Annotated in this window: 18 protein-coding genes; 14 read left to right on the forward strand and 4 right to left on the reverse strand. The window is 44.2% G+C overall.

The genetic code is table 11. The features are described from left to right. Complete coding sequence (locus AAFN85_RS02265; protein WP_347525330.1) at nt 1–2,895, forward strand: hypothetical protein; 2,895 nt, start codon at nt 1–3, stop codon at nt 2,893–2,895. Between the two features lie 264 nt (nt 2,896–3,159). Here the strand turns inward: AAFN85_RS02265 and AAFN85_RS02270 are convergent, their stop codons facing one another. Beyond that, complete coding sequence (locus AAFN85_RS02270; protein ID WP_347525331.1) at nt 3,160–5,499, reverse strand: MMPL family transporter; 2,340 nt, start codon at nt 5,497–5,499, stop codon at nt 3,160–3,162. A gap of 314 nt (nt 5,500–5,813) precedes the next feature. On the opposite strand from AAFN85_RS02270, the gene AAFN85_RS02275 reads away from it, so the two are divergent. The 5 genes from AAFN85_RS02275 (at nt 5,814) to AAFN85_RS02295 (ending at nt 13,806) form a co-directional block, all read left to right on the forward strand. Further along, a complete protein-coding gene (locus AAFN85_RS02275; RefSeq protein ID WP_347525332.1) occupies nt 5,814–6,182 on the forward strand; it encodes a diacylglycerol kinase family protein in 369 nt (122 codons plus the stop codon). After that, nucleotides 6,172–6,897 (forward strand): DNA repair protein RecO, encoded by a 726-nt coding sequence (gene recO, locus AAFN85_RS02280; protein WP_347525333.1) that lies wholly within the window; start codon nt 6,172–6,174, stop codon nt 6,895–6,897. The genes AAFN85_RS02275 and recO overlap by 11 nt, the downstream gene beginning before the upstream one ends. Before the next feature lie 334 nt (nt 6,898–7,231). Next, nucleotides 7,232–9,610: a glycoside hydrolase family 3 C-terminal domain-containing protein gene (locus AAFN85_RS02285; RefSeq protein ID WP_347525334.1), complete on the forward strand. Its 2,379-nt coding sequence runs from the start codon at nt 7,232–7,234 to the stop codon at nt 9,608–9,610. Between the two features lie 67 nt (nt 9,611–9,677). Further along, nucleotides 9,678–12,017, forward strand: coding sequence for a glycoside hydrolase family 3 N-terminal domain-containing protein (locus AAFN85_RS02290; protein ID WP_347525335.1), 2,340 nt, complete (start codon nt 9,678–9,680; stop codon nt 12,015–12,017). Between the two features lie 253 nt (nt 12,018–12,270). Further along, a complete protein-coding gene (locus AAFN85_RS02295) occupies nt 12,271–13,806 on the forward strand; it encodes a carboxylesterase family protein (protein ID WP_347525336.1) in 1,536 nt (511 codons plus the stop codon). Between the two features lie 6 nt (nt 13,807–13,812). On the opposite strand, the gene AAFN85_RS02300 is transcribed toward AAFN85_RS02295, so the two are convergent. Further along, nucleotides 13,813–15,096: a hypothetical protein gene (locus tag AAFN85_RS02300; RefSeq protein WP_347525337.1), complete on the reverse strand. Its 1,284-nt coding sequence runs from the start codon at nt 15,094–15,096 to the stop codon at nt 13,813–13,815. A gap of 246 nt (nt 15,097–15,342) precedes the next feature. On the opposite strand from AAFN85_RS02300, the gene AAFN85_RS02305 reads away from it, so the two are divergent. From AAFN85_RS02305 to AAFN85_RS02340, 8 genes are all read left to right on the forward strand, one after another. Further along, nucleotides 15,343–15,924 (forward strand): sigma-70 family RNA polymerase sigma factor, encoded by a 582-nt coding sequence (locus AAFN85_RS02305; protein ID WP_347525338.1) that lies wholly within the window; start codon nt 15,343–15,345, stop codon nt 15,922–15,924. Then, a complete protein-coding gene (locus AAFN85_RS02310) occupies nt 15,921–16,427 on the forward strand; it encodes a hypothetical protein (protein ID WP_347525339.1) in 507 nt (168 codons plus the stop codon). Before AAFN85_RS02305 ends, AAFN85_RS02310 begins: the two co-directional genes overlap by 4 nt. Before the next feature lie 325 nt (nt 16,428–16,752). After that, nucleotides 16,753–17,655 carry a helix-turn-helix transcriptional regulator gene (locus AAFN85_RS02315; protein WP_347525340.1) on the forward strand — a complete coding sequence of 301 codons (903 nt, stop codon included), beginning with the start codon at nt 16,753–16,755 and terminating at the stop codon, nt 17,653–17,655. Nucleotides 17,656–17,746: 91 nt separating this feature from the next. Next, on the forward strand, nt 17,747–18,580 hold the full coding sequence (locus AAFN85_RS02320; protein WP_347525341.1) for an SDR family NAD(P)-dependent oxidoreductase: 834 nt from the start codon (nt 17,747–17,749) through the stop codon (nt 18,578–18,580). A gap of 35 nt (nt 18,581–18,615) precedes the next feature. Next, nucleotides 18,616–19,347, forward strand: coding sequence for an SDR family oxidoreductase (locus tag AAFN85_RS02325; protein WP_347525342.1), 732 nt, complete (start codon nt 18,616–18,618; stop codon nt 19,345–19,347). A gap of 187 nt (nt 19,348–19,534) precedes the next feature. Next, nucleotides 19,535–20,380 carry an oxidoreductase gene (locus tag AAFN85_RS02330; protein WP_347525343.1) on the forward strand — a complete coding sequence of 282 codons (846 nt, stop codon included), beginning with the start codon at nt 19,535–19,537 and terminating at the stop codon, nt 20,378–20,380. Continuing rightward, complete coding sequence (locus tag AAFN85_RS02335; protein ID WP_347525344.1) at nt 20,341–20,619, forward strand: Atu4866 domain-containing protein; 279 nt, start codon at nt 20,341–20,343, stop codon at nt 20,617–20,619. The genes AAFN85_RS02330 and AAFN85_RS02335 overlap by 40 nt, the downstream gene beginning before the upstream one ends. 297 nt (nt 20,620–20,916) lie before the next feature. Next, nucleotides 20,917–22,542: an NADP-dependent glyceraldehyde-3-phosphate dehydrogenase gene (locus AAFN85_RS02340; protein WP_347525345.1), complete on the forward strand. Its 1,626-nt coding sequence runs from the start codon at nt 20,917–20,919 to the stop codon at nt 22,540–22,542. A 211-nt stretch (nt 22,543–22,753) separates the two neighbouring features. On the opposite strand, the gene AAFN85_RS02345 is transcribed toward AAFN85_RS02340, so the two are convergent. Together AAFN85_RS02345 and AAFN85_RS02350 are read right to left on the reverse strand one after the other, a co-directional pair. Continuing rightward, a complete protein-coding gene (locus AAFN85_RS02345; protein WP_347525346.1) occupies nt 22,754–23,383 on the reverse strand; it encodes a DUF2306 domain-containing protein in 630 nt (209 codons plus the stop codon). Then, entirely contained in the window at nt 23,380–25,275 is a 1,896-nt protein-coding gene (locus AAFN85_RS02350; RefSeq protein ID WP_347525347.1) for a YARHG domain-containing protein, read from the reverse strand. The genes AAFN85_RS02345 and AAFN85_RS02350 overlap by 4 nt, the downstream gene beginning before the upstream one ends. Nucleotides 25,276–25,280 lie beyond the last annotated feature (5 nt).

A 25,280-nucleotide genomic window follows, 5' to 3' on the forward strand; every position in this document is an offset into this window, starting at 1 on the left:
TTGGAAAATATTGGCATTGTCGAACCGGTATCTGGTTATATCAGCAGGGCAAAATTATTGATAGCCTTATTGTTTGTGTTGTTTAACGACAGCGCCCAAGCCCAGGAAAAGTCCCCGGCCTGGCAATTGCTTCAAATGAAATCGGCCGCAGATAGCACGATGCTTAAAAATCCGGCCGAAAAGATCTACCTGCAACTGGATAAAAGTACCTATACCCCCAGCGATACCTTATGGTTTAAAGCCTATCTGCTTAACGCCCACGCGTTAAATGCTTCGGCCAAAAGCGGCATCATGTACCTAACCATAGCTACCGATAGTAATGTAACCGTTAAACAATTGCGCCTCCCTGTTGAAAGCGGGTTAACCTGGGGCAATATCAGCCTGAGTGATCTGCCTGCCGGAACTTACACCCTTGCAGCCTACACCCAATGGATGCAGAACTTTAGTCAGGATTGCTTTTTTTACAAACAATTCACTATTGCCGATGACGCCCGCAACAGCTGGATGGCAAATTACAGCAGCACAAGCGCTATGGTTGACGGAAAGGAACAGGCACATGTTAAATTATTGCTGAACGATAGCTACAATAAAAAAGCGATCATAGCCCGGCAGGTGCAATTGATGGTGATGAAAGGTAAACGCCGCCTATACCGCTCAAATATCCAGACCGACGAGAAAGGCCTGATCGATATCACATTTAACCTGCCTGCAAAACCCGGCGATATCAGGGTGATTGCTAATGATATTGTAGATAAAAACCGGGTGGAGATCCCGCTAAATTTTAACCGCCCGCAGGATGCCGATGTTCAGTTTATGCCCGAAGGTGGTGATCTGGTAGAAGGCTTGCCTGCTCACGTTGGTTTTAAAGCCATTGGTTTGGATGGTAAGGGGATCAATATATCGGGCACAGTGCTTGATGAAAAACATCAGCCTGTAGTTAGTTTCGCATCCGCTCATTTAGGGATGGGGAGTTTTGACCTGAATCCAAACCAGGGCGAAAGCTACACTGCCAAAGTTACTTTACCCGGCGGGCAGGTTAGGGAGTACCCTTTACCCAAAGTAAAAAGTTCGGGTATTGCTTTAAATTTAAATGATAGCGCCAATGCCGATTCGATAGCGGTTACATTATACGCTACCGAGGATGTGAAGAAAGAGGCCGAAAGCTATTTCCTTGTTGGCAAATCGCGCGGCATCATTTGTTACGGAAGTGTGGTAAATTTTAGGGCAAAAGCCAAAATTAGCGGGAAGATCAGCAAGGCGCTGTTCCCATCGGGCGTAGCCCATATCATGCTGCTCGATATGAAAAACAAGCCGTTGAACGAGCGCTTGTTTTTTATTGATCACCATGACAACCTCAATGTAAACATCAGCGCCGGCAAACCCGTTTATGCATCGCGCGATAGTGTTGCCTTAAATTTGAGTGTAACTGATGCTGCCGGAAACCCGGTGCAGGGTAGTTTCTCGCTTGCCGTTACTGACGATGCGCAGGTACATCCTGATAGTTTAAATAATGAAAGCATCAATACCCGGATGCTGCTCAGTTCAGAAATTAAAGGTTATATAGAGCAGCCAGGATCATACTTAAATAACGATGACCCTGAAAGTAAACAGGCCCTCGATAACCTGTTACTTACCCAGGGCTGGGTTAATTATGAGTGGCGCAAAGAGAAAAAAGAGCAAGTATTTGCAGCCGAAACGGAACTTGCCATCAAAGGCAGGGTATTGAACATATTTAACAAACCTGTTAAAAAAACCAAGGTACAGTTGTTTTCAAATTCGCCATTAATGGCTACTGATACCTTAACTGATGCTAATGGTAGCTTCGTATTCCGTAACCTACCCTTGACTGATACCCCGGCGTATTTTATAAAAACCGCCAAAAACTTTAATGTGGGCATTGTGATTGATGATGCGCCCTTGCCGGTTTTAACATCGCCGCCACCAGCTACTATTACGCCATGGTATGTAAGCAACGATACTACGCTGTTCAACAGTGTTAAAACTAATCGTATCCGCCAAAACCTGGCCAATGATTTGCCTGCCAATATGCGGGTACTGAAGGAAGTAAAGATCAAGGCGAAGAAAGTTGTAAAAAGCTCAAAAAACCTGAACGGCCCCGGTAATGCCGATTTTGTTTTTGATGAAGGGGACTTGCTTAAAGCGGGTAAAAAAAGCTGGCTACAGTTTTTGGAAGAGAATATGAAAAGCTTTAGGGAAGGTACAATAGTGAAGAAATTTCCTGTGAGGGCTGTAGTGCAGGGTAAAACACTAAGTGATGTTCAGTTTGGCACCTGGCGCTTAACCCCAAGCATCTTTTTTAACTGGTACTATATTGATCATAAGCCTATCTGCTTTATTATAGATGGGATACCTTTTGGTACCATATACAAAAGCCAGTACATTGAAGAGCCCGATTTTAACGGTATTAAAAATTACCTCGAATCGAACAGCGCGGAAGATATTAAGGGGATCGAGATCAACACTACCTCAAAGTATAATAACGAATACTATAACAAGTATATCCCGTCCGAGTGGCTAATGGGCACCAACGTTGGTGATTTTACTTTTATGGAGATCACTACTCGCGGCGGCCATGGTCCGGTGATCAATAAAACGCCGGGGAGTTATTTGTATAAACCATTGGCGTTAAGCTTTCCCTCGCAGTTCTATAGTCCTAAATACAAGGTGAATGAAGTGCCGAAAGCAAAAACAGATCTGCGTTCAACAATTTACTGGCAACCTAATATTATTACCGGTGCGGATGGCAAAGCTGTAGTTAGTTTTTATACTGCCGATATGACATCAACCTATTCAATTATTGTAAATGGTACCGATATGAGTGGTGGCTTTGGTTTTAAGCGGGGAAGGGTGAAGGTTAGCCCCCCAGCCCCCTAAAGGGGGAGCCAATGTTAAACAAGCAAAACGCCCGGAATTTTTCCAGGCGTTTTGCTTGTTTTATCAATTAACTGCCGCGGGTTTAGCGATAGCGTAACCCGTGGTGCGAAATAATTTAAGTTTTCAACTTAAATTCCACCAGTTGCAATGGTTTCTGGGACGTAAGTTGAAAACTTACTTTGTTATTCCCACGGGTTACGCTATCGCTAAACCCGCGGTAGTGTTTTAAGCTTTCGGCCTTGAGCCTTAGGCTTTCAGCCTAAATTAAGCTTCCTCAATATCCGGCCCTTTAATTTTTTCGCGGTTAACCCCACCTTCCAACGAAAGTAAAAACGCTGGCAACAAGGTAAGGTTGCTGATCATGGCAACTAATAACGTCATTGATAGCAGGATGCCCAATGCAGCTGTACCACCAAATTTAGATACCGCGAAAATGCCAAAGCCGAAAAACAACACTGTGGCAATAAAGATCATACTTACCCCGGTTTCGCGGATGGTATCCGAAACTATCTGCGAGATGCTTTTGTTGCTGTGGCGCAATTCGTGACGGTAACGGGTAATGAAATAGATGGTTTGATCGGACGAGATACCCATCGCTATACTGAATATCAATATGGTTGAAGGCTTAAGCGGGATACCGAAAAAGCCCATAATGCCGGCCGTAATAATCAATGGAACCAAATTGGGCACCAATGATATCGCTATCATTTTAATCCCTCTAAACAATATCCACATAACACCTGCTATCAGCACAATGGCCCAGGCCAGGCTCTCGTACAGGTTTTTAAGCAGGTAGTTGGTCCCCTTTATAAATATAATGCTTGAGCCGGTTAGTTCTACATGGTATTTCTGCGGATTAAATATCGAATCGATGCGGGGCTGTAATTCGGCTATAACCTCATTCATTTTCTTCGATCCGGCATCAACCATTTCAAAAGTAACCCGGGTAACACGGTGCGTGCTATCCAGGTAGCTTTTAAGCATGCTGCCAGTTCCCTTGCCCGAATTACCGGCATAATTGAGGATAAAGTTTTGTTCCAACCCATCAGGCAAACGGTAATACTCCGGACTGCCGCCATAAAAAGCCTGTGTACTGAATTTCAACACCTGGATCAGCGAAACCGAGCGGCTAAACTCGGGGTACGATGAGATCAGTTTTTCCAGCTTCTCCACCTTGCGGATGGTGGCTAAATTCATCACCCCGTTTTTGCGCTTGGTATCAATGCTTACTTCAAGCGGTAAAACCCCTTTAAAGTTCGATTCGAAAAATTTAAGATCGTGCAGGGTATTATTGCTTTGCGGCAGGTCATCAACCACATAGCCATTGATATTCATTTTCGACATGCCGAAACCTGCTATCACCAATAATACCAGCGTAGTGATATAAATGGGCTTGCGTTTGGTGTTCACCAGTTTATCTAAACCGGCCAGCAGGGCATCCATTAGTTTGCTATCCTTAATGCCGGTTTGGCTTGCTTTAGGAGCAGGCAAAAAGCTAAAGATGATCGGCACCAAAATAAGGCTCAGCGCAAAGGTGAGCAGGATGCCCAGCGAAGCTACCAAACCAAACTGCGTTAATAATTCGCTATTGGTAAAACATAACACGCCGAAGCCGATAGCTGTGGTAACGTTGGCAATAAAAGTGGTGATACCAGCACGTTCAACAGCAACCTCAAGTGCTGCCATTTTATTACCGCTGATGCCATACTCGTGAAAATATTTATTAAGGATAAACACACAGTTGGGGATGCCGATAACCACAATAAGCGGTGGGATGATACCGGTAAGGATGGTCATTTCGTAATGCATCAGTTGCAGTACGGCCAAACTGAATATCACGCCCAATATCACGATCATCACCGGGAAAATAACCGGGAAAAGCGAACGGAAAAACAATGCAAGGATGAGGCCTGTAATTAACACCGATAAGCTCAGGAACAGCGAAAACTCGTGTGCTACCAGGTCGCCTACTACGGTGCGGATAAGCGGCAAGCCAGAATAGTGTACTTTGATATTATGCTTTTTTTCGAAAGCCTGACCAAGCTGGTCTATCTTTTTGATAATAGGCACGCGGTAAGGGGTGTTGATGATCTTATCATCAAAAGTGATCATCATCAGGGTGCTTTGGCCATCGTTGCTTACAATCAATCCTTTATAAAAAGGCATAGAGGCCAGTTGCTGCTTAACGCTATCAATGGCGGCGGTGGTTTGCAATGGCTGGGTAACCAATGGTTTCAATACAAATTTGTGCTGTACGGTATCTTTTTGCAGGTTATAGATATTGGCGGCAGATATCACGGCTTTAATGCCTTTTACCTTTTTTAGTTCTTCGCCTATCTGGTACCAATCGTTAAAAACATCTTTAGTAAAAATATCGGGCGATTTGATACCTATAACCATCGATGAAGCATCCTGGCCGAAGGTTTTCTTAAACTCGGCATAGCGAATAAAGGCCGAATCGGTAACGGGTAGTACCTTGCCGCCATTAAAAGTGATCTTTACTTTTGAAGCCTCGAACCCCATAAAAGCGCTCAGCGCCAAAACGCAAATAAAAATTATTAACCGGTTTTTGAGGATTGCAGATGCTATATGTTTCCAGAACATTATTATCGTGATATGTAAGAGAGAGGGGCAAAAGTACTAAAAATGCGTTATGTGCTTATTAATGATGTTCATAATGTGACAAAAGGGTAACGTAGAGGGGGGGAGCTACGGCATAATTGATCTCAGCTGTCCGAAGTCTATGACTTCGGACGCCTATGCCTGGAGTTTGTAACTCCAGAGGCTTCGGGGGATTTTTTTTCGATGTCGTGCGTGTTTCCGGAGTCGCAAACTCCGGGCATAGCTAATTCGAAGTCTCCGACTTCGAATAGCGATAGTTATAGAGCCGATAACAGCTAAACTTTGTATTTTTGAGCATGAAAAGGTTGGTCCGTAGTTTTGGTTTCGCGTTCAAAGGCTTGCGTTATGCAACCAAAACCCAACCTAATTTTCAGATCCACCTGGCTGCAGGTACAGCTGCCATAGCCCTTGGATTATGCTTCAGGATCTCTATAAACGAATGGCTATGGCTTGCGGTGAGCATAGCCATAGTACTGATCACCGAACTGCTCAACACCTCGCTCGAAACCTTAACCGACCTGGTTTCGCCAACTTACAATGAAAAAGCAGGTCATACTAAAGATGCAGGTGCCGCGGCGGTTGTAATAGCGGCTTTATTCGCGTTAATAACCGGAGCAGTTATTTTTCTACCGAAGATCATAAACCTGTTTTGGCATGCTGCATAAAACCAGGGGCATAGTATTTAAAGCTACCGATTACGGCGAGAGCAGTGTGATAGTGCAGATCTTCACCGAAAAATTTGGTTTACAATCATACATCATCAACGGTGCCAAAAAGCCCAAAGCTAAAATTGGTCGCAATATGTTGCAGCCGTTGGCCCTGCTCGATCTGGTAGTTTATCATAAAAATACCGGTAGCGTACAGCGTATCTCTGAATTAAAAAACACGCCTGTGTTGCTTACCATCCCTTACGACGTGATCAAAAGCTGCGTGGCCATTTTTTTAAATGAAGTATTATATAAAGCGGTAAAGCAACAATCGCCGGATGAAAACCTGTTCAATTATATTTTCAGTGGCATTGAATGGCTTGATCATCAAACCGAAGGCGTGGCTAACTTTCACCTGGTATTTTTGGTCCAGCTTAGCCGTTACCTCGGTTTTTATCCGGACAGGTACATGGCGGGCGATACCGATTACTTCGACATTAAAAACGGGCAGTTTACCCGCTATAAGCCCGATAGCGTATCATACCTTTCGCCCCCGCATACGCAAAACTTTGCCGCGCTGCTGCAATGCAGTTTCGAGAACATGCACCTGCTTAAACTAAGCAACGATGAACGCCGCTACCAATTGCAAAAACTGCTGGAGTATTATGCCATGCACATTGAAGGTTTCGGCAACATCAAATCGAACGATGTGCTGGAAGAGGTGCTGAGTTGATTGGGGTTTTGATTTCGTATTTGTTTTGAGGCGATTTTATCCTCCCAGTGTCATTGCGAGGTACGAAGCAATCGCACGGAGGCAGAGTAGCTATACAAATCCGCCCTGTATAGTTTGCGATTTTATCCTCGCAATGACATAGTAGTGTAAACGTCGCCCCGTTCCATCGCCCAACTTTTCCCCTTCATCCCTAATCTTCAGCCATTCATCGATAAAACTTGCTTTTACAAAAGTTAATATCTACTATTGTGTAATAATGACACAAAGATAATTTTTCGTTTGTTTGTCATTGAGCTACTACCAATTAGTGCTATAAACCTTTTAAAATTTTAACATGAGATCAAGCTACAAACATTACGTTGCTTTCGCCTGCATTTTAACGACCGGTAGTTTCCCGGTTATGGTGCAGGCTCAAAAGTCGGCTCCCCAATTAACCGCTACCAATATTAAACAGGTAGTGGCCGCCATGACCCTCGAAGAAAAATCAAAACTGGTAGTAGGCATGGGTTTTAAAATGCCCGGAATGCCTCCTCCCTCAAAAGATAAAAAGAACGAGCCTATAGATATTGGCGGGTTTAAACTCCCTCCGTCGGATCCCGATGCTTATAATATCCCCGAAAAAGTTCCGGGTGCTGCGGGGCGTACGCATGCTATCCCGCGTTTGGGTATTCCATCTATCACTGTGTCCGATGGGCCTGCCGGGTTAAGGATCGAACCTATCCGCAATGGCGATAAATCAACAACTTATTATGCAACGGCATTTCCGGTGGCTACGCTTTTGGCCTCGACATGGGATACGCAACTTGTAAATAAAGTAGGTGTTGCTTTTGGTAATGAAGTGCGCGAGTATGGTGTGGATATACTACTTGCTCCCGGTCTTAACATTCACCGCAACCCGCTTGGCGGCCGTAATTTTGAATATTATTCTGAAGATCCGCTGGTGGCCGGTAGCATGACGGCCGCTATTGTTAATGGTATCGAATCTAATGGGGTGGGTACCTCTATCAAACACTTCGCTGCCAATAACCAGGAAACCAACCGTAACTCTATCAATACTATTGTAAGCGAAAGGGCTATGCGCGAGCTGTATTTAAAAGGCTTCGAAATTGCCGTGAAAAAATCACAACCGTGGACGGTGATGTCATCATACAACAAACTGAACGGCACTTACACTTCACAAAGGCGCGATCTCCTCACCACCATCCTGAAAAAAGAATGGGGCTTTAAAGGTTTCGTAATGACCGATTGGTTTGGCGGTGATAACGCCGTTGAACAAATGAAAGCCGGTAACGACTTGATCATGCCCGGTAGCCCAAGCCAATCGGAAGCCATAGTGGCCGCGGTAAAAAGCGGTAAACTCAGTGCCCAGCAATTGGATGCCAATGTGGAGCGGATGCTGAATGTAATTATACAATCGCCTACATTTAAAAAATATAAATATTCTGATGCGCCAGATCTGGCTGGCCATGCCGCCGTTGCCCGTGAGGCCGCTGCTCAAGGTATGATTTTGTTAAAAAATGAAGATAAAGCCTTGCCGTTTGGCGCAGGCAAAAGGATAGCTGTGTTCGGTAACACCTCGTACGATATTATTGCAGGTGGAACTGGTAGTGGCGATGTGAATAAGGCTTACACTATTTCGCTGATGCAGGGCTTAGCGAATGCAGGTTTTAAATTACAGGAGAAACTATCTGATAATTACAAAAACTACCTGGCCGATATGAAAGCCAAGCAACCTAAGCCTAAAAACTTTTTCGATCATCCGGCTCCGATAGCGGAGATGGATGTAAGCAGCATTGCTGCCGATGAAGCTAATGGCGCGGATGAAGCCCTGATCACCATCGGGCGTAATGCAGGTGAAGGCGCAGACCGCAAATTGCCTGGCGATTATTATTTAACTGATGCCGAAAAAGGTTTAATCAACGGTATTGCCGATGCTTTCCACGCCAAGGGCAAAAAAGTAATTGTGGTACTGAACATTGGCGGCGTGGTAGATGTTACCGCCTGGCGTGATAAGGTTGACGGTATTTTGCTGGCCTGGCAACCCGGTCTTGAGGCCGGCAACGCCATTGCCGATGTACTGAGCGGTAAAGTAAACCCATCGGGCAGGTTGGCCACTACTTTCCCTGCCGACTATAAAGATGTGCCATCGGCCAATAATTTCCCTGGTACACCAGCCGAAAAACCGGAGCAGGTTATTTATGAAGAAGGTATTTACGTTGGCTACCGTTATTATGATGCCGCAAAGATCACCCCGGCTTACGAGTTTGGCTACGGCTTATCGTACACCAAATTTAAATTCAGCGACCTTAAACTGAGCTCGAAAGTTTTCAAAAACATGATCACTGCTACCATTACGGTTAAAAATACGGGAGATGTGGCAGGTAAGGAGGTTGTGCAGTTATATCTTGCAGCCCCGAAAAAAGATATTGATAAACCCGATGATGAGTTAAAAGCTTTCGGCAAAACAAAACTGTTAGCTCCCGGCGAATCGCAGACTTTGACATTTACAATAAAAGCTGCTGATCTGGCTTCGTTTTATACCGATAGAGAAGCCTGGATAGCCGATGAGGGTAGTTATAAAGTGAAAGTAGGCTCGTCATCACGCAAAATTGAAGAAACAGTATTATTCAGCTTAGCTAAAGATATTACTGTTGAAAAGGTTAATAAAGCCTTAGTTCCTCAACAAAAAATAAACCAACTCAAACTAAACTAAAACCAACCAGCCCCTCGCAAAATTTTTGCAGGGGCATTTTTATTGTAAACCTGTTATCATCAACATAATGGCTAATCAACTAAAATTTATGGCCTTGCTGGCCCTGCTGCCCGCTGCCGTGGCATCAGCACAAACTAAATGGACTGAACGTAAAGCTGGCGATATAGCTTTTGTAACCAATACTGGTGGGCAAAATCTGGGCTACTCCGCCACATCGGGTGTGAAAATATTAACGGTAGATGGCTTGGCGTTTAAAGACCTGAACAAAAACGGTAAGCTGGATAAATATGAAGACTGGCGTTTACCGGTTGATGAACGTGCCAAAGACCTGGCCTCGAAAATGAGCGTTGAGCAAATTGCGGGGTTGATGTTGTACAGTCGTCACCAACCCATCCCGGCTGCAGCAGGCGGCCCTTTCGCGGGGACTTATAATGGAAAAGTGTTTGCCGAAAGCGGTGCGAAAGCTTCCGATTTGTCCGATCAGCAAAAGCAGTTTTTGGCTAAAGATAATGTGCGCCATGTGTTGGTAACATCGGTGCAAAGCCCCGAGATCGCAGCCCAATGGAATAACAACGCGCAGGCTTTTGTTGAAGGCCAAGGTTTAGGCATTCCAAACAATAACAGCTCCGACCCTCGGCATGGTACATTGGCTACTGCCGAGTACAATGCAGGTGCAGGCGGTGCTATTTCCATGTGGCCAGGTTCCTTAGGTTTTGCGGCTACGTTTGATCCGGAGGTGGTAAAAAGCTTCGGTCATATTGCCGCACAGGAATACAGGGCTTTAGGTATCTCGACAGCATTGTCGCCGCAGGTTGATATCGCTACAGATCCGCGCTGGGCACGGGTGAGCGGCACTTTTGGCGAGGATCCGCAACTGGCTGCCGATATGGCGCGTGCTTATATTGACGGTTTCCAGACTTCGGCCGCCGAAAAGGAAATTAAAAACGGTTGGGGCTACAACAGTGTTAATGCCATGGTAAAACACTGGCCTGGTGGCGGTGCAGGAGAGGGCGGCAGAGACGCGCATTATGCTTTTGGTAAATATGCCGTGTACCCGGGCAATAATTTTAAACAACACCTCATCCCTTTTACCGAGGGGGCGTTTAAGCTTGATGGCAAAACCGGTATGGCCGCGGCGGTGATGCCTTACTACACCATATCCTTTAACCAGGATACTAAAAACCACGAGAATGTGGCCAATAACTACAACTCGTATATTATTAATGATCTGCTCCGCAAAAAATATAAATACGATGGCGTGGTTTGTACCGATTGGTTGGTTACAGGCGATGAAACCACGCTCGATTCGTTCCTATCGGGCAAATCATGGGGTGTTGAAGGGCTGACCATCGCGCAGCGCCACTACAAAGTATTGATGGCCGGGGTTGATCAGTTTGGCGGTAATAACGAAGTTGCCCCGGTTGTTGAAGCTTACCAAATTGGTGTTAAAGAACATGGTGAAGCTTTTATGCGCGCCAGGTTCGAGCAATCGGCAGTGCGGTTGTTGCGCAATATTTTCAGGACTGGTTTGTTCGAAAACCCGTACCTGGAGCCTGAAACATCTAAACAAACAGTTGGCAAACCCGAGTTTATGGATGCCGGTTACCGGGCGCAGCTAAAATCGATAGTAATGCTGAAAAACAAGGCTAACGCCTTGCCATTGCAAACAGGCAAAACCGTATTTGTGCCTAAAAAATTCACCCCGGCAGGGCGCAACTTTTTAGGGATGGAAACTCCCGAAAAACTGGAATACCCGGTTAATATCGAAACCGTAAAAAAATATTTCAAGGTAACCGATAACCCAGAGGAGGCTGATTATGCGCTGGTTTTCATAGCCAGCCCTAACAGCGGTGGTGGTTATGATAGTAAAGATGCCAAGAACGGTGGCAATGGCTATGTACCGGTAAGCCTGCAATATGGCGAATACAAAGCCACTAACGCTCGGGAGACCAGTATTGCCGGAGGTGATCCGTTGGAGAAATTTACCAACCGTACTTATAAAGATAAATCGAGCAAGGCCATTAATATTACCGATCTAACTATGGTTACCGAAACTTATGCCAAAATGAAAGGCAAGCCGGTTATTGTGTCTGTTAATATGAGCAACCCCATGGTGTTCGGTGAGTTTGAAAAACAAGCCAATGCTATTATAGTTGATTTCGGGGTTCAAGGCCAGGCGTCGCTGGATATCATGACGGGCAAAGCCGAGCCATCTGCCTTACTACCGCTACAAATGCCTGTTGATATGCAAACTGTGGAAGCGCAGTTTGAGGATGTGCCGCACGATTTAAAATGCTATGTTGATGAGCAGGGCAATAAATATGATTTTAGTTTCGGATTGAATTGGAAAGGCGTGATCAAAGATGCGCGTGTGGATAAGTATGTGAAGGGTGTTGCAAAGCCGTAAAAGAAAATAGAGTACCGGTACTTGATAGCCGCATAATTTACTCACCCGGTCTACGCTACGCTGGACCACCCTCTCTTCGGCAAGCCGCAAAGAGGGTAGGAAAAGAGAAATAAAACAAAAATCTCCTCTTTACGCGCAGCGTAGAGAGGGGTGGCGAGCGCAGCGGAGTCGGGGTGAGTAGATATGTGAGCGATATTACAAGAGATTGGGAACGCAGACTTTTTACTAACTTAACCCCATAAACCATCAACCAATGAAACGCCTCCTTTTACTGCCGCTGCTATTGCTGCTTACCCCGGCCATCGCACAAAACAAAAACCTCGATGTTGTAAAAACCGAAGCCGGTGAAGTATCAGGTTTCACTAACCCTGCTGGTGATATACACATTTACAAAGGCATTCCATTTGCTGCGTCACCGGTTGGCGATCTGCGTTGGAAGGAACCTCAACCCGCGCAACCCTGGCAGGGTGTTAAACAGTGTACTGAGTTTGCAGCCAGCCCCATGCAGGGCAAACCCGATGAGTTTGGCGTTTATACCCGCGAATTTTTGATCCCTTACCAACCCATCAGCGAAGATTGCCTGTACCTGAACGTTTGGACGGGCGCCAAAGCATCAACAGAAAAAAGACCTGTATTGGTTTATATATACGGCGGAGGTTTTGTAAGCGGTGGAGCAGGTGTGCCTATTTATGATGGCGAAGCGATGGCCAAAAAAGGCATCATATTTATCACAATTAACTATCGGGTTGGTATTTTCGGTTTCTTTGCCCATCCGGATTTAACTAAAGAATCGCCACACCATGCCTCAGGTAATTATGGTTTGATGGATCAGCTGGCTGCCTTAAAATGGGTTAAACAGAATATCGCTGCCTTTGGTGGCGACCCGGAAAAAGTGACCATCGCAGGGCAATCGGCCGGTTCAATGAGTGTGAATTGTTTGGTGGCCTCGCCTTTAGGTAAAGGGTTGTTTAATGGCGCTATTGCCGAGAGTGGTGCAAGTTTTATCGCTCCCCGCGGTTACGGGAGTTTGACAGATGCTGAGGCGAGCGGTGCTAAACTGGCAACAACTTTAGGTGCTGCAACTATTGCCGAATTAAGAAATAAACCTGCTGCCGAACTGGTAGGCAAAGGTCAAAGCCGCCCGGTTGTGGATGGATACGTTTTGCCCGAAAGTATTGCCGATATTTTTGCGGCCAACAAACAAAATGATGTACCTGTACTAACCGGATGGAATGAAGATGATGCCTTTGTTGGTCCGCCAAAAAACGCTGCCGATTATAAAAAGACGATTGAAGAGCAGTATAAAGCTGATGCGCCGGAAGTTTTGAAACTTTATCCAGGTAGTACAGATGCTGAAGCTGCCATATCCCAAACCCGTTTAAACCGCGACCAGATCTTCGGTATGCAAAATTATACCTGGGCTAATGTGCAAAGCGAAAAAGGTAAATCGAAAATATATGTATATCGCTTTACCCGCCGCCTGCCGGCCACTGCAGATTTTGTGAAATACGGCGCTTTCCACACCGGCGAGGTTGCTTACGCTTATGATAACCTGAAATTTTTGAACCGCCCCTGGGAACCTGTCGATCAGCAATTGGCTACTACTATGAGTTCTTATTGGACAAACTTTGTTAAAACGGGTAATCCTAACGGAAAAAGCTTGCCCCAATGGCCCGCATATAGCGCAGGTAGTAACCAGATCATGATGCTGGGCGAAAAGCCTGTTGCAAAACCTTTGCCGGATAAAGCGGCGCTGGAATTTATGGTGAAAATGGCGAAAGCGCAGTAATAGTTATTAAAAAATATAGTTTACGCCCGCTTCAATAAGTGATGTGTTTACAAACATGGTATTAGCAGCATAAAAGCTTTTGATATTAATGTGGTAGGCGAATGTAAGATCGATCTTGTTGTTAAATACAAAGCCGCTGCGCACCATCGGCATAAACCAGGCGGTGTTACTTGGGGCTACGCTTGCTGTTGCCGAACCGTTGTATTCGGCTATGAGAGTGCTTGTTCGGCCTTCGGTAATAACTACGTTGCTATATCTTGATAGGTTTATAGCAAGCCCGCCACCTGCGTAAAACTTAAAATTATCGGTGTTGTAAAAGTTATTGACCACCTGCACACGTAGCGACGCGGTTATTTGGTTAAACGATACTCCTGTAATGCGGGTATAATTATCTTCCGGATAGTAACGGAGGGTTTGCGCTTTTGATAAAAGAAAACCTAACTCGGTGCGAAAAACCAATTTGCCGGTAGTAGGATTAAAAGGAGTTGAAACACCGAAGGTAAACTCAGGTAAAACGAACCTTTTGCTTACATCTGTCGAACCATTATCGGAAGGAACTTCGGCTGTGCTTGTTTTGGTTGCATTTAAGCCAATGCCGGCAAATAAATGATAGGTTGGAAACGCACTACTTTGAATAGGCGCTTTTTTAGGATCTTCGTTGTTAAGTTGTTTAACAACTTTCAATAGCTCGTCGTCGGTGTAGTTCAGCGTTACAATTTGGTTTATCAGGGCATCGGCATCGTTCCCTTTATATTTCTTCGCCAAATCGATAAGCTGGGCGTAATAGGTATTCTTTTTTTTAACACTTCTCGAGTCGTGATCATAATAAGCCTGGTACCTTAGTTCCTGAGGTGCCGATTGCTCTTGATTATCAGATATATAATATCTTGTTTTAATAGGATCTGTATAGGCAAGTAACGATACATTATCACCTTTTTGCAGTAGTTTTAAAAATACAGTAGCTGTATAAGTATTGGTATCGATGTTATCCGCCATGTTTTGCAGGTCGATCCTGACTTTGCTGATAGATACCTTTGCCGCTTGGTAGGCATCCAAACCAGTTACCTCGAACGAAGAGATATCGGTAGGCTTATATATTTGAAGCGCTGTTGAGTTACCCGCCTTAAAATTAACACTGGCCGGATTTGAAAGCCACTCACGGTAATCAATAAAACCCTGGATAGTTTGGCCCGATTTGGTAGTTACAATAGAGGCTTTGTAATTTGTTTGGGCAGAAATTTGAAACGGCAATAAAATAATTGCAGCAAAAAAGGCGAAAACTAATTTCATAAATTGTGAAGGCATAAGTTTTATCGTGTTAAAAATACAGGAATTTTGATATTTCATCCTGTTTTAAATTAATATTGGGCTCGCCGTAAACAGATAAGGTTATATCTCCACTATATATACCCTTTTAGTGTGGGATTGATAGTGTACAATATTCGCTTGCAAAATCCCCGTTATTGGAAGGTAAATAATTAAATTTACCTAAAAGTGTAACCTGAACAGCAAAGCCGTAGTCACAACGATTATATAATGCAGAGCAAGCTTTCAGATATCGAACTTATTGAGCAAACCCTTGCGGGTAACCAGTTCGCCTATGCCGATCTGGTTAAGCGCCATCAGCGTTTTGTTTTTACGTTGGCTATGCGTTTTGCAAAAGGTAGGGAAGATGCCGAAGAGATTGCCCAGGATTGTTTTGTGAAGGCTTACCGCTCGTTGGCGAGTTTTCAGAGGCAATCCAAATTCAGTACCTGGTTGTACAGTATAGTTTATACTACAGCCATGACATTTTTGCGGAAGAAACGGGTTGATACCGATTCGATTGATGACGAAGGCACTTTTGTACAGGTTGAAAGCCAGCAATCGGCTTTTGATACCAATAATATTGAAAATAAATCAAGATCGTTTTACCTTAACCAGGCCATTGAGCAATTATTGCCCGATGATGCTACAATTATTACCCTGTTTTATAAAGGGGAGCAATCGTTAGAGGAAATTGCCCAAACTATGGGTATCGAAACAAATACGGTTAAGGTTAAACTATTCAGGGCGCGCCAGCGTTTGAAAGAAAAGCTGGAACGCAATTTAAAACACGAGGTGAAAGAACTGATATGAACACCATCGAAGAAAAACTGTGGAACTATATTGATGGTACCTGCACGCCAGCCGAGCAGGAGGACATTGCCCGGCTTATTGAGCAGGATGAAGCGTACGCGGCAAAGTATGCCGAATTAACTGCCCTCAACGCCGAATTTGCCACCATGGAACTTGATGAGCCACCGATGGCATTTAGTTACAACGTACTGGAAGCCATTCGCTACGAAAAAATGTTAGCGCCTTTAAAAGCTACTATTAATAAAAAAATAATATTGGGCATAGCGGCGTTTTTTGTGTTGAGTATAGTGGCCTTATTGGCAGTTGTATGCTCATCTGTACAGGTTTCAGGTAACTCTTTAATCGAAATAAGCATCAAATTGCCTGATAATTTAAAAGTTTTGGCCACAACCAGTATGTTTAATAAAACCTTTATGCAAGGTTTTTTCGTTTTTGACGTGATTTTGGCGCTATTTTTAACTGATAGTTATTTGCGTAGAAAAAAAGCTGCAAAACAGGCATAAAGTGTTCACTTTTCTATATGGTTATCTGCGTTGGATGTCGTTTTGACACTAAATGAATGAGGGTTTGTAACAATTACACAAGTATTAATGTATCAACAACGATACATTAAATAAAAAATAAATAAAGCTGGAAACTTTGGCACAGTGATTGCCGTATACTATGCGAACTGGTAATCTTACCGGTTTAATTGTGATAAGGTTTAGGTTGAAAGTCGCCCGACGCAAGGTCTGGGCGGCTTTTATTTTTTTTGGCCTTTTTCGCATACACTCTTATCGCTTTACTCTTCACTTGACACCCCGGTTTGATTTTTGTAATTTTGTGCTTATGTCGAAAACGGAAACACTGGACGATTTTTATCAACGCAAGATGAACTGGCTGCCCGGCAGTGTACAACAGAACATCGGTCATTTTAACGTATTCAGGATTGAGGATTGCATTGGCCCCAATGCCAAACATGTTACCTATAGCCGCCGTACGTTTTATAAGATCAGCCTGATGCGCGGTGATAATATCATCCACTATGCCGATAAAAGCATCACCCTTTCGGGCACTACATTGATGTTTTTTAGCCCGATGGTGCCTTATACCTTCGAAACTATGTCTGACGACAGGACAGGTTTCTTCTGCATTTTTACCGAAGAGTTTTTCCTCGAAAAATTCAGGACGGGTTTGAGCGAGTTTCCGATGTTTGGGCTCAATGCCAAGCCTGTTTATGCCTTAAATGATGAGCAGGATGCATATGTTACTCAGCTTTTTGAAAAAATGCTGAATGAGATCAATACCGAATATTCTTTTAAATATGACCTCATCCGCAGCTATGTAACCGAACTGGCTTACTACGCGCTTAAAACGCAGCCGTCCGAAAACGTATATCAGCATGTAGATGCCAAATCTCGTATAACATCGGTATTTACCGAGTTGTTGGAGAGGCAGTTCCCTATCGAAACCCCTTCACAGCGTTTCGCGCTGCGTTCGGCTAATGATTTCGCAAGGCAACTATCGGTGCATGTAAATCATTTGAACAGGGCTATCCGCGAAACCACCGGCAAAACCACTACCGATCATATTGCCGAAAGGTTGTTGAGCGAAGCCAAATCGTTGCTAAGGCATACCGACTGGAATATCTCGGAGATAGGTTATTGCCTGGGATTTGAAGAACCAACCCATTTCAATAATTTTTTCAAAAAGCAAACTCAGCAAACCCCAGGCTCATTCAGGAATGTTTGAATTTTGTAACCTTTGGTTTGATTAATGTAATGCACCCCCTTTGTTGTCATATTAACTTTGCTCTCTCTAAAGCAAAACAAACAGTTAATTTATGGACAACAAAAAAGTATGGTTTATTACCGGGGCTTCCAAAGGTTTTGGGCTCAGTTTAGTAAAACAGCTGCTTGAAGCTGGTCAGCTTGTTGCCGCCACTTCTCGCAATCAACAGGAGTTAACCGCCGCGGTTAACTCCACAAGTAATAATTTTTTACCCTTGCAGGTTGATCTGGTTAACGAAGCCAGTGTATCATTAGCCCTGCAACACACGCACGAAGCATTTGGCCGTATCGATGTAGTGATCAATAATGCCGGTTACGGTATTGGCGGCGCTATTGAAGAGTTAAGCGATGCCGAAACCCGCTTGGCTTTTGATGTGAATGTTTTTGGTACGTTGAACGTGATCCGCTATGTGATGCCTTACCTGCGCAAACAACGCTCGGGTCACATTATCAATATTTCGTCTATAGCCGGTGTAACACCAGGTACTGGCTGGGCAGTTTATGGAGCTGCCAAACATGCAGTTATTGGCTTAACCGAAGTATTGGCTGCCGATGTTAAGGAATTTGGCATCTACGCTACTGTGGTAATGCCCGGCGCGTTCCGCACGCAATTTCTAACTGCCGATTCATTAGCCATGACCGATAACAAAATTGACGGTTATACCGAAGTGCGTGCAAGCCATGATAAGCTTTTAAAGATGAACGGCAAACAAGCCGGCGATCCAGAAAAAGCAGCAACCGCTATCATCAACACAGTTTACGAAGAAAACCCACCTGTGTATCTATTACTGGGCGGCGATGCTTACAATCGTGCTTTAGATAAGTTGCATGTATTGGATGCCGCCTATCGCCAATGGCAGGATGTAACCTGCTCGACAGACTTTTAAACATCAACCCTACATCTATCTATAAAAACAAACTTATGGAAAACATCAAAAACAAAGTGGTTGTGATAACCGGTGCCAGCAGCGGCATCGGCGCCTTCACAGCCCGCAAGCTGGCCGGGCTTGGCGCTAAAGTAGTTTTGGCGGCCCGCCGCGAAGATCAGCTGAAAACCCTGGTTCAGGAAATTGGCGATAACGCCATCTATGTAGTAACCGATGTGGCCAAACGTTCCGATCTGGATAACCTCATTGCACAAGCCATAGCCAGATTTGGCCATGTGGACGTAATGTGGAACAATGCCGGTGTTATGCCCATCTCATTTTTTGAAGAAGGCCATGTTGACGAGTGGGACAAAATGATCGATATCAACATTAAAGGTGTGTTGTATGGCATTAACGCGGTATTGCCCCATATGCAGCAAAGAGGGGAAGGGCATATCCTCTCAACCTCATCGGTAGGCGGCTTAAAAACTTCGCCAGGCATAGGTGTTTACAGCGGAACGAAATTCGCGGTAAAAGCCATTATGGAAACGTTGAGGGAAGAGGCAGCACAAACTATTAAAGTGACTACTATTTATCCCGGTGCAACCAAATCCGAATTAGGGCATGATATCACCAGCCCGAAGATAAAAGGCCTGTATGGTAACCTAACCAATATGCCTAAACTGGATGAAGAAGCTATAGCCAACGCCGTGATTTACGCCATTGGCCAACCTGGCAATATCTCGGTAAATGAAATAACCGTAAGGCCATTAGGGCAAACAAGATAAAAGAGAATAATTAACAAAAATATTAACCACCGAAAGAGAAATCACCAAATTAAAAGACCGGCAGATATACACGGTAATTCAGTGTAATCCCGAAGAAGATGAATCAGCGGAATCAACGAAATCAAAATCATCAACGGTCAAAATCGGTGTAATCAAAACTCAATCGGTGTAATCCCAAAAAATAGAAATGGAAAACAACAAAATATGGTTTGTAACAGGTGCCTCAAAGGGCCTGGGACTTGCCTTAGTCAAGAAGCTATTAACACAGGGCTATAAGGTAGCCGCAACATCGCGCAGTTTAAGCGATTTAAATAAAGCCGTTGAAAACGCGAACGATAACTTTTTGCCCCTGGCAGTTGATTTAACCAACGAAGAAAGCGTACAGGAAGCCATTGAGCTTACCGTTAAAACATTCGGTAAAATAGATGTGGTGGTAAACAACGCAGGCTACGGTTTATTAGGCGGTATTGAAGAACTGACCGACCGCGAAGCCCGCGATAATTTTGAGGTAAACGTATTCGGTTCGTTAAACGTGATCCGCAAAGCACTGCCATATCTGCGTGCGCAAAAATCCGGACATGTATTAAACGTATCATCTATCGGTGGTTTTACCGGAGCCTTTGCAGGCGGCGGTATTTATTGTGCCACCAAGTTTGCGGTTAATGGTTTTTCTGAAACCCTATCTGCCGAGGTTACGCCATTTGGTATTAAAGTTACCATTGTGCAGCCGGGATATTTCCGCACCAACTTCCTTTCGGCAGGATCATTGGCGGTACCACAAAACCAGATAGCCGAATACGAGAACGTACGTAACACAGTGAATTTTCACCAAAACGACATGGACAAGCAACAACTCGGCGACCCGGAAAAAGCCGCCGAAGCCATGATCAGGATCACTACCGAAGCTAATCCGCCGCTGAATTTGTTTTTAGGCGAGGATGCTTACGGCCTGGTTGAAACCAAGCTTGCCTTCGTTAAAAACGAATTGGAAACATGGAAAGAATTAAGCCTTTCAACAGCAATAAAACAATAACAGCAACACAATATTTAGGGGTGTGGGTTACCCGCGATGGTTTTATCCGTCACGAATTTTTGCCCAATGGTCGCTATGTGGAAGCTCGCGGCAATAATGAAAATGCCTTTGCCGGTTACTACAGCGTATTAGGCAACCACGTTGAATACCTTGACGATACTGGCTTTACTGCCGAAGGCGATTTTATAGATGGAGCGTTTTTTCACGCCGGGATGGTGTTTTATAAGGAGACGGTGTAAAAGCTTTTTTAATTCCCTCCTTGGGGAGGGGCGCGACGGGAATGTGTAGTGGCAGGGAGGGGTTTGTGCGCTATGCTAAGGGAGAAGGCTTGGCGTTGAAACCCCTCCCTACACCCCCCCAGGGGAGGGAATCGCACAGGCCCTGCTTTGTTACCTCTCTTCCACTACTATTATACATCAGCAAAAAAACTACTCTTTGTGCCATAATAAAATCAGTAAATATTATTAGCACCTAAAAGCTTGCTTGTTAAAGCAGGCTTTTTTTATATTTAGGGTAAATCAAAACCCTTGGAAAATATGAGTTTTAAAACCCAGCTCAGTTCTATTTTTGTTGATGAAAAAAATATTCCCCCCGAGTTTCAGATTGAAGAAGTACACCAGCGCGAATACCTGAGCGGTGGCGAAATGAAACCCTGGACAGGTGAGGTAAGCGAAGTGTATTCTCCGGTTGGTTTTTGGGGTGAGGATGGTACTTTTAAGCGCAAGCTGATAGGTACTTACCCGGTTTGCACCGAAAAGGAAGCCTTCGAATCTCTTGATGCCGCCCTTGCTGCTTACGACAATGGCCGGGGCGAATGGCCAACCATGAGCATTGCCGACAGGATCAAATGCATGGAGCGCTTTATTTTTAAAATGAGCGAGCAACGTACCCTTGTAGTTAAACTGCTGATGTGGGAGATCGGAAAATCTTACGTCGATTCGGCCAAAGAGTTTGACCGCACTATTGAGTACATCAACGCTACCATCGACGCCCTTAAGGATATTGACCGCCAATCGTCCCGCTTTGAAATGGCCGAGGGTTTAGTAGCCCAGATCCGTCGCTCACCATTGGGTGTGGTGCTTTGTATGGGGCCGTTCAACTATCCGCTTAACGAAACTTTTACCACCCTTATCCCCGCTTTAATTATGGGGAATACCATTTTATTTAAACCACCTAAACATGGTACGCTACTGCACTACCCGCTCTTAAGGGCTTTTCAGGAGTCGTTTCCGAAAGGTGTGGTGAATACTATTTACGGTAGGGGAGCAGTAGTAACTCCGGGTTTAATGGCATCGGGCAAAGTGAATGTGCTGGCCTTTATCGGTTCGAGCAAAGTAGCTAATGATCTTAAAAAACGTCACCCTAAAATTAACCGCTTAAGGGCAGTTTTAAGTTTAGATGCCAAAAACGCGGCCATCGTAACCAAACATGCCGATCTGAACCTGGCTGTTAGCGAGTGTATTTTAGGCTCGCTATCTTTTAACGGACAGCGTTGTACTGCCATTAAATTAATATTTGTACAAAAAGAAGTTGCCGATGAGTTTTTGAAATTGCTAAGCGAAGCAGTTGCCAAACTAAAATTCGGTTTGCCTTGGGATAAAGATGTTAAACTTACCCCGCTACCCGAGCCAAACAAAACCGAATACCTAACAGATATTGTAGCCGATGCCATAGCCAACGGAGCGAAAGTAATTAATGAAAACGGCGGCGAAACTTCGGCTTCGTTCTTTTTTCCGGCTATTGTTTACCCGGTTAATGAAAAAATGAAACTGTACCGCGAAGAGCAGTTTGGTCCGGTTATCCCGGTAATTCCGTTCGAGGATATTGAAGAGCCGATCACCTACCAGATAGATTCGCCGCACGGTATGCAGGTGAGTATTTTCAGTAATGATGCAAAAGAGATCTCTTCGCTGATCGATCCGTTTGTGAACCTGGTGAGTCGCGTAAACATCAACAGCCAATGCCAGCGTGGACCGGATGTGTTCCCATTCACCGGCCGTAAGGATAGTGCCGAGGGTACCTTATCGGTTCATGATGCTTTGAGGTCATTCTCAATTCGCTCATTGGTTACTACTAAAATGACCGAGACGAATAAGAGTATCATTAACGAGATTGTGAACGATAACGACTCGAACTTTTTGAGTACGAAGTTTATATTGTAGCCCCCCAGCCTCCAAAAGGGGGAGCAATGGACTGCGAGGTAAGACTTACGAAGTTTTTAAAACTTCGTAAGTCTGGATTGGATTCTACTATATGTCATTGTGAGGTACGAAGCAATCGCACGGAGGCAGAGCGGCTCTGTATAGTATGCGATTGCCGCGCTACGCTCGCAATGACATTTTTTGTTTCTTCCGAATTGCTCCGCGATAATTTTTAGTTTATCTGTATAGGCTTCCGATACCTCAACAAAATCTCCACCAAAATTAAATTAGGCACCCAGCTTAAAAAGGCAATGATAAGGTAGTTGTTATTAAAATCCACCCCGTTGCCAAAAACTTTAAACATCAGGATATAAAAACGTAAGGTTACCGCACCGAAGGCAAGGGCGTAGCTCCGGTTCATCATTTTGATGTGCCCGTTGATATTGCCTCCTTTTACCTGTAACAAAGCTGCCAGGGTAAATACCATCCAAAGTGTATTTTGGAGCAGGAAGGATATGAACACGCCGGTACCACGGTTAATAAATAGCGTCATTATATAGGCGCCCGGCGCGGCAAAAAACAGCACACCAAAAACATACAACTTCCCTAAAGCGCGGTGCAATGGCTTATTGGTGTAAACTATTTTTGTAAACTGGAAAAAGCCAGCCAGCAAAATTATGCTGCTGCCAAAAACATGGGCGTAAAATGCAGGCAGGTACCAGCCGGTGGCCACCGCAGCTTCCTTAATTTGCAGAAAGAATGAGGAACGTGGTGATGTTACATAGGAATATAGTGTGCTGCCGGATAATGCGAAAATCCAGAAAAAGGCAAAGCAGCGCAGTATAAGGCTAATATATTTCATTGGGCTGCCAACGTAGTTGTTTTTATTTTATGCCTGCTGTTGATCTTATTAACCAAAAATTTGATGTTGAACTTATCAATCACAGTTAATGAATCATCAACATTGGTGTTTTTACCTTCTTCACTTTGGGTAACACGTAGCCCAAACCGATGTGTCCATTTGGGATTTTTAAATTTGTATCCGTATGATGCGTAGATCTCGTTTTTCATGTATTCCAGCAAACTATCGGGTAACTCATTAATAGTTTTGCCTTTGTCGTCGTCCGAATAGAGCACATAGCAACCGCGCAGATATGAGTCGTCCATTTTAACGTATTGCGTAAAATTAAAAATGCGTTTGCCAGGCAAAGCGGTAAGCTTACCATTTTTAATTTGCAGATAATGATAATATGGACCTTCCGCTATCCCTCCCTGGGCAAGGTTAGATGTTGTTTTAAATTCGAACAACGAATCATTAATTGCTTTAAATGAATTTTCGTTGCACGCACCGGATAAATATCCACCACCTTCTGCATCGCCAAAAAAGCTACCTGTACTAAAGCCCATTACCCGGTTTTGTTTTTTATCAACAAACAAAAGCTTCTTCTCAGTATATAAACCGGCCCTGGCACCGAGGTATTCATCTGCAATGGAATAGTAAGCGCTCTCCAGCCAGTTGTTTTCTTCTTTTTGCCTGCCATTAAAACTTATGGTCATGCTTACATCGCCTTCGCCATCTTCTACCAGGCTCTTAACTCGTTTTCTTAGCGGGTCTTGAAAATCGATGCTTTTGGGCATTATTTTCCAATCAACTAGGTACGAGGGCGGCAACACCAGGCAGTTTACATCTTCCCGGTCATTATACTCCATAATATTGGGGGTGCTTTTATCTGATAGTTCGTATGATGATCCGAAGGCTTTGATGTTGGGCAGAACATCCGCTATCTTCAAATCAGCTTGTTTATCTGTTATGCTCAGATCTTTGGTCAGATAAAAATAATCAGGACCTTTTTTCAGCAAAGCGAAATTTTCGGCCTCATTTTTCTTTAATGGATAGATCTGCTCATAATCAACCGGAACCACCAGTTTGCCATCAATACTGTAAAGCCCGCGTTTATCATCTTTTTCAACTTCTATCATTCCATCAATTGTGCCGCCAATGTTATGGATGAGGTCGTAGGCTGGCGGGATGATCTCTTTTAACGAAGGGCTAACTAAACCCATTTTATAGGTGGATTTTTGCGGCACTGCATTATCATCGTACCAGTAATAATGATCATTAAAGGTGCCGTTGATCACAAAAAAATAGGTTTGATTTTTTACATGCTCAAACCAAAGCACACTATCGTATTTAGTTTTTAGCTGATTAGCGGTTTTAAAGGCAGCAAGTGTTATGGGTTCAAAAGCATTATCGTTGTTTAATGTTATTGGGATGGTTTTCCGTTGATAGGCCAGGTAGTTACGCCTGAAAGTGTCGGCATTAGCACTGACGATCTTAAAACTCCCATCGTTTAGCCGATGAATGGTGAACGTCATAACCGACCATTTTTCCTGTACGTTTTCGGCCGCAAAATTAACCGGTATAACAGCCTGAAACATGCCGTCGCTTATAGTAGTAACTGTGCAGCCGTGAGTATTGAGTGTAGTTTTAAATGTTGGTTTTGCTTTGCCGCCAATATTGGTTTTGCCGCTTAAAACGCTAATAAGCAGGTTTATTGATTTTTTATTGTTCCCTGGTTCAAAATAAGGAGGCAATGAATCGGTATGGCCGGCCTGTGCCTGGATATTAAAATCATCCAGAAACTTAATTACAGCGTTTTTATCATTGGCTACGGGATGTTTACAGCCGACAAATAAAACAGCCGAAAGCGCAAAGGCGGCAAAGATGCAACCGAGAACGGTTTTTAATTTCATGATCG

It is taken from the genome of Mucilaginibacter sp. CAU 1740 (genome assembly GCF_039839285.1).
GTDB lineage: Bacteria > Bacteroidota > Bacteroidia > Sphingobacteriales > Sphingobacteriaceae > Mucilaginibacter.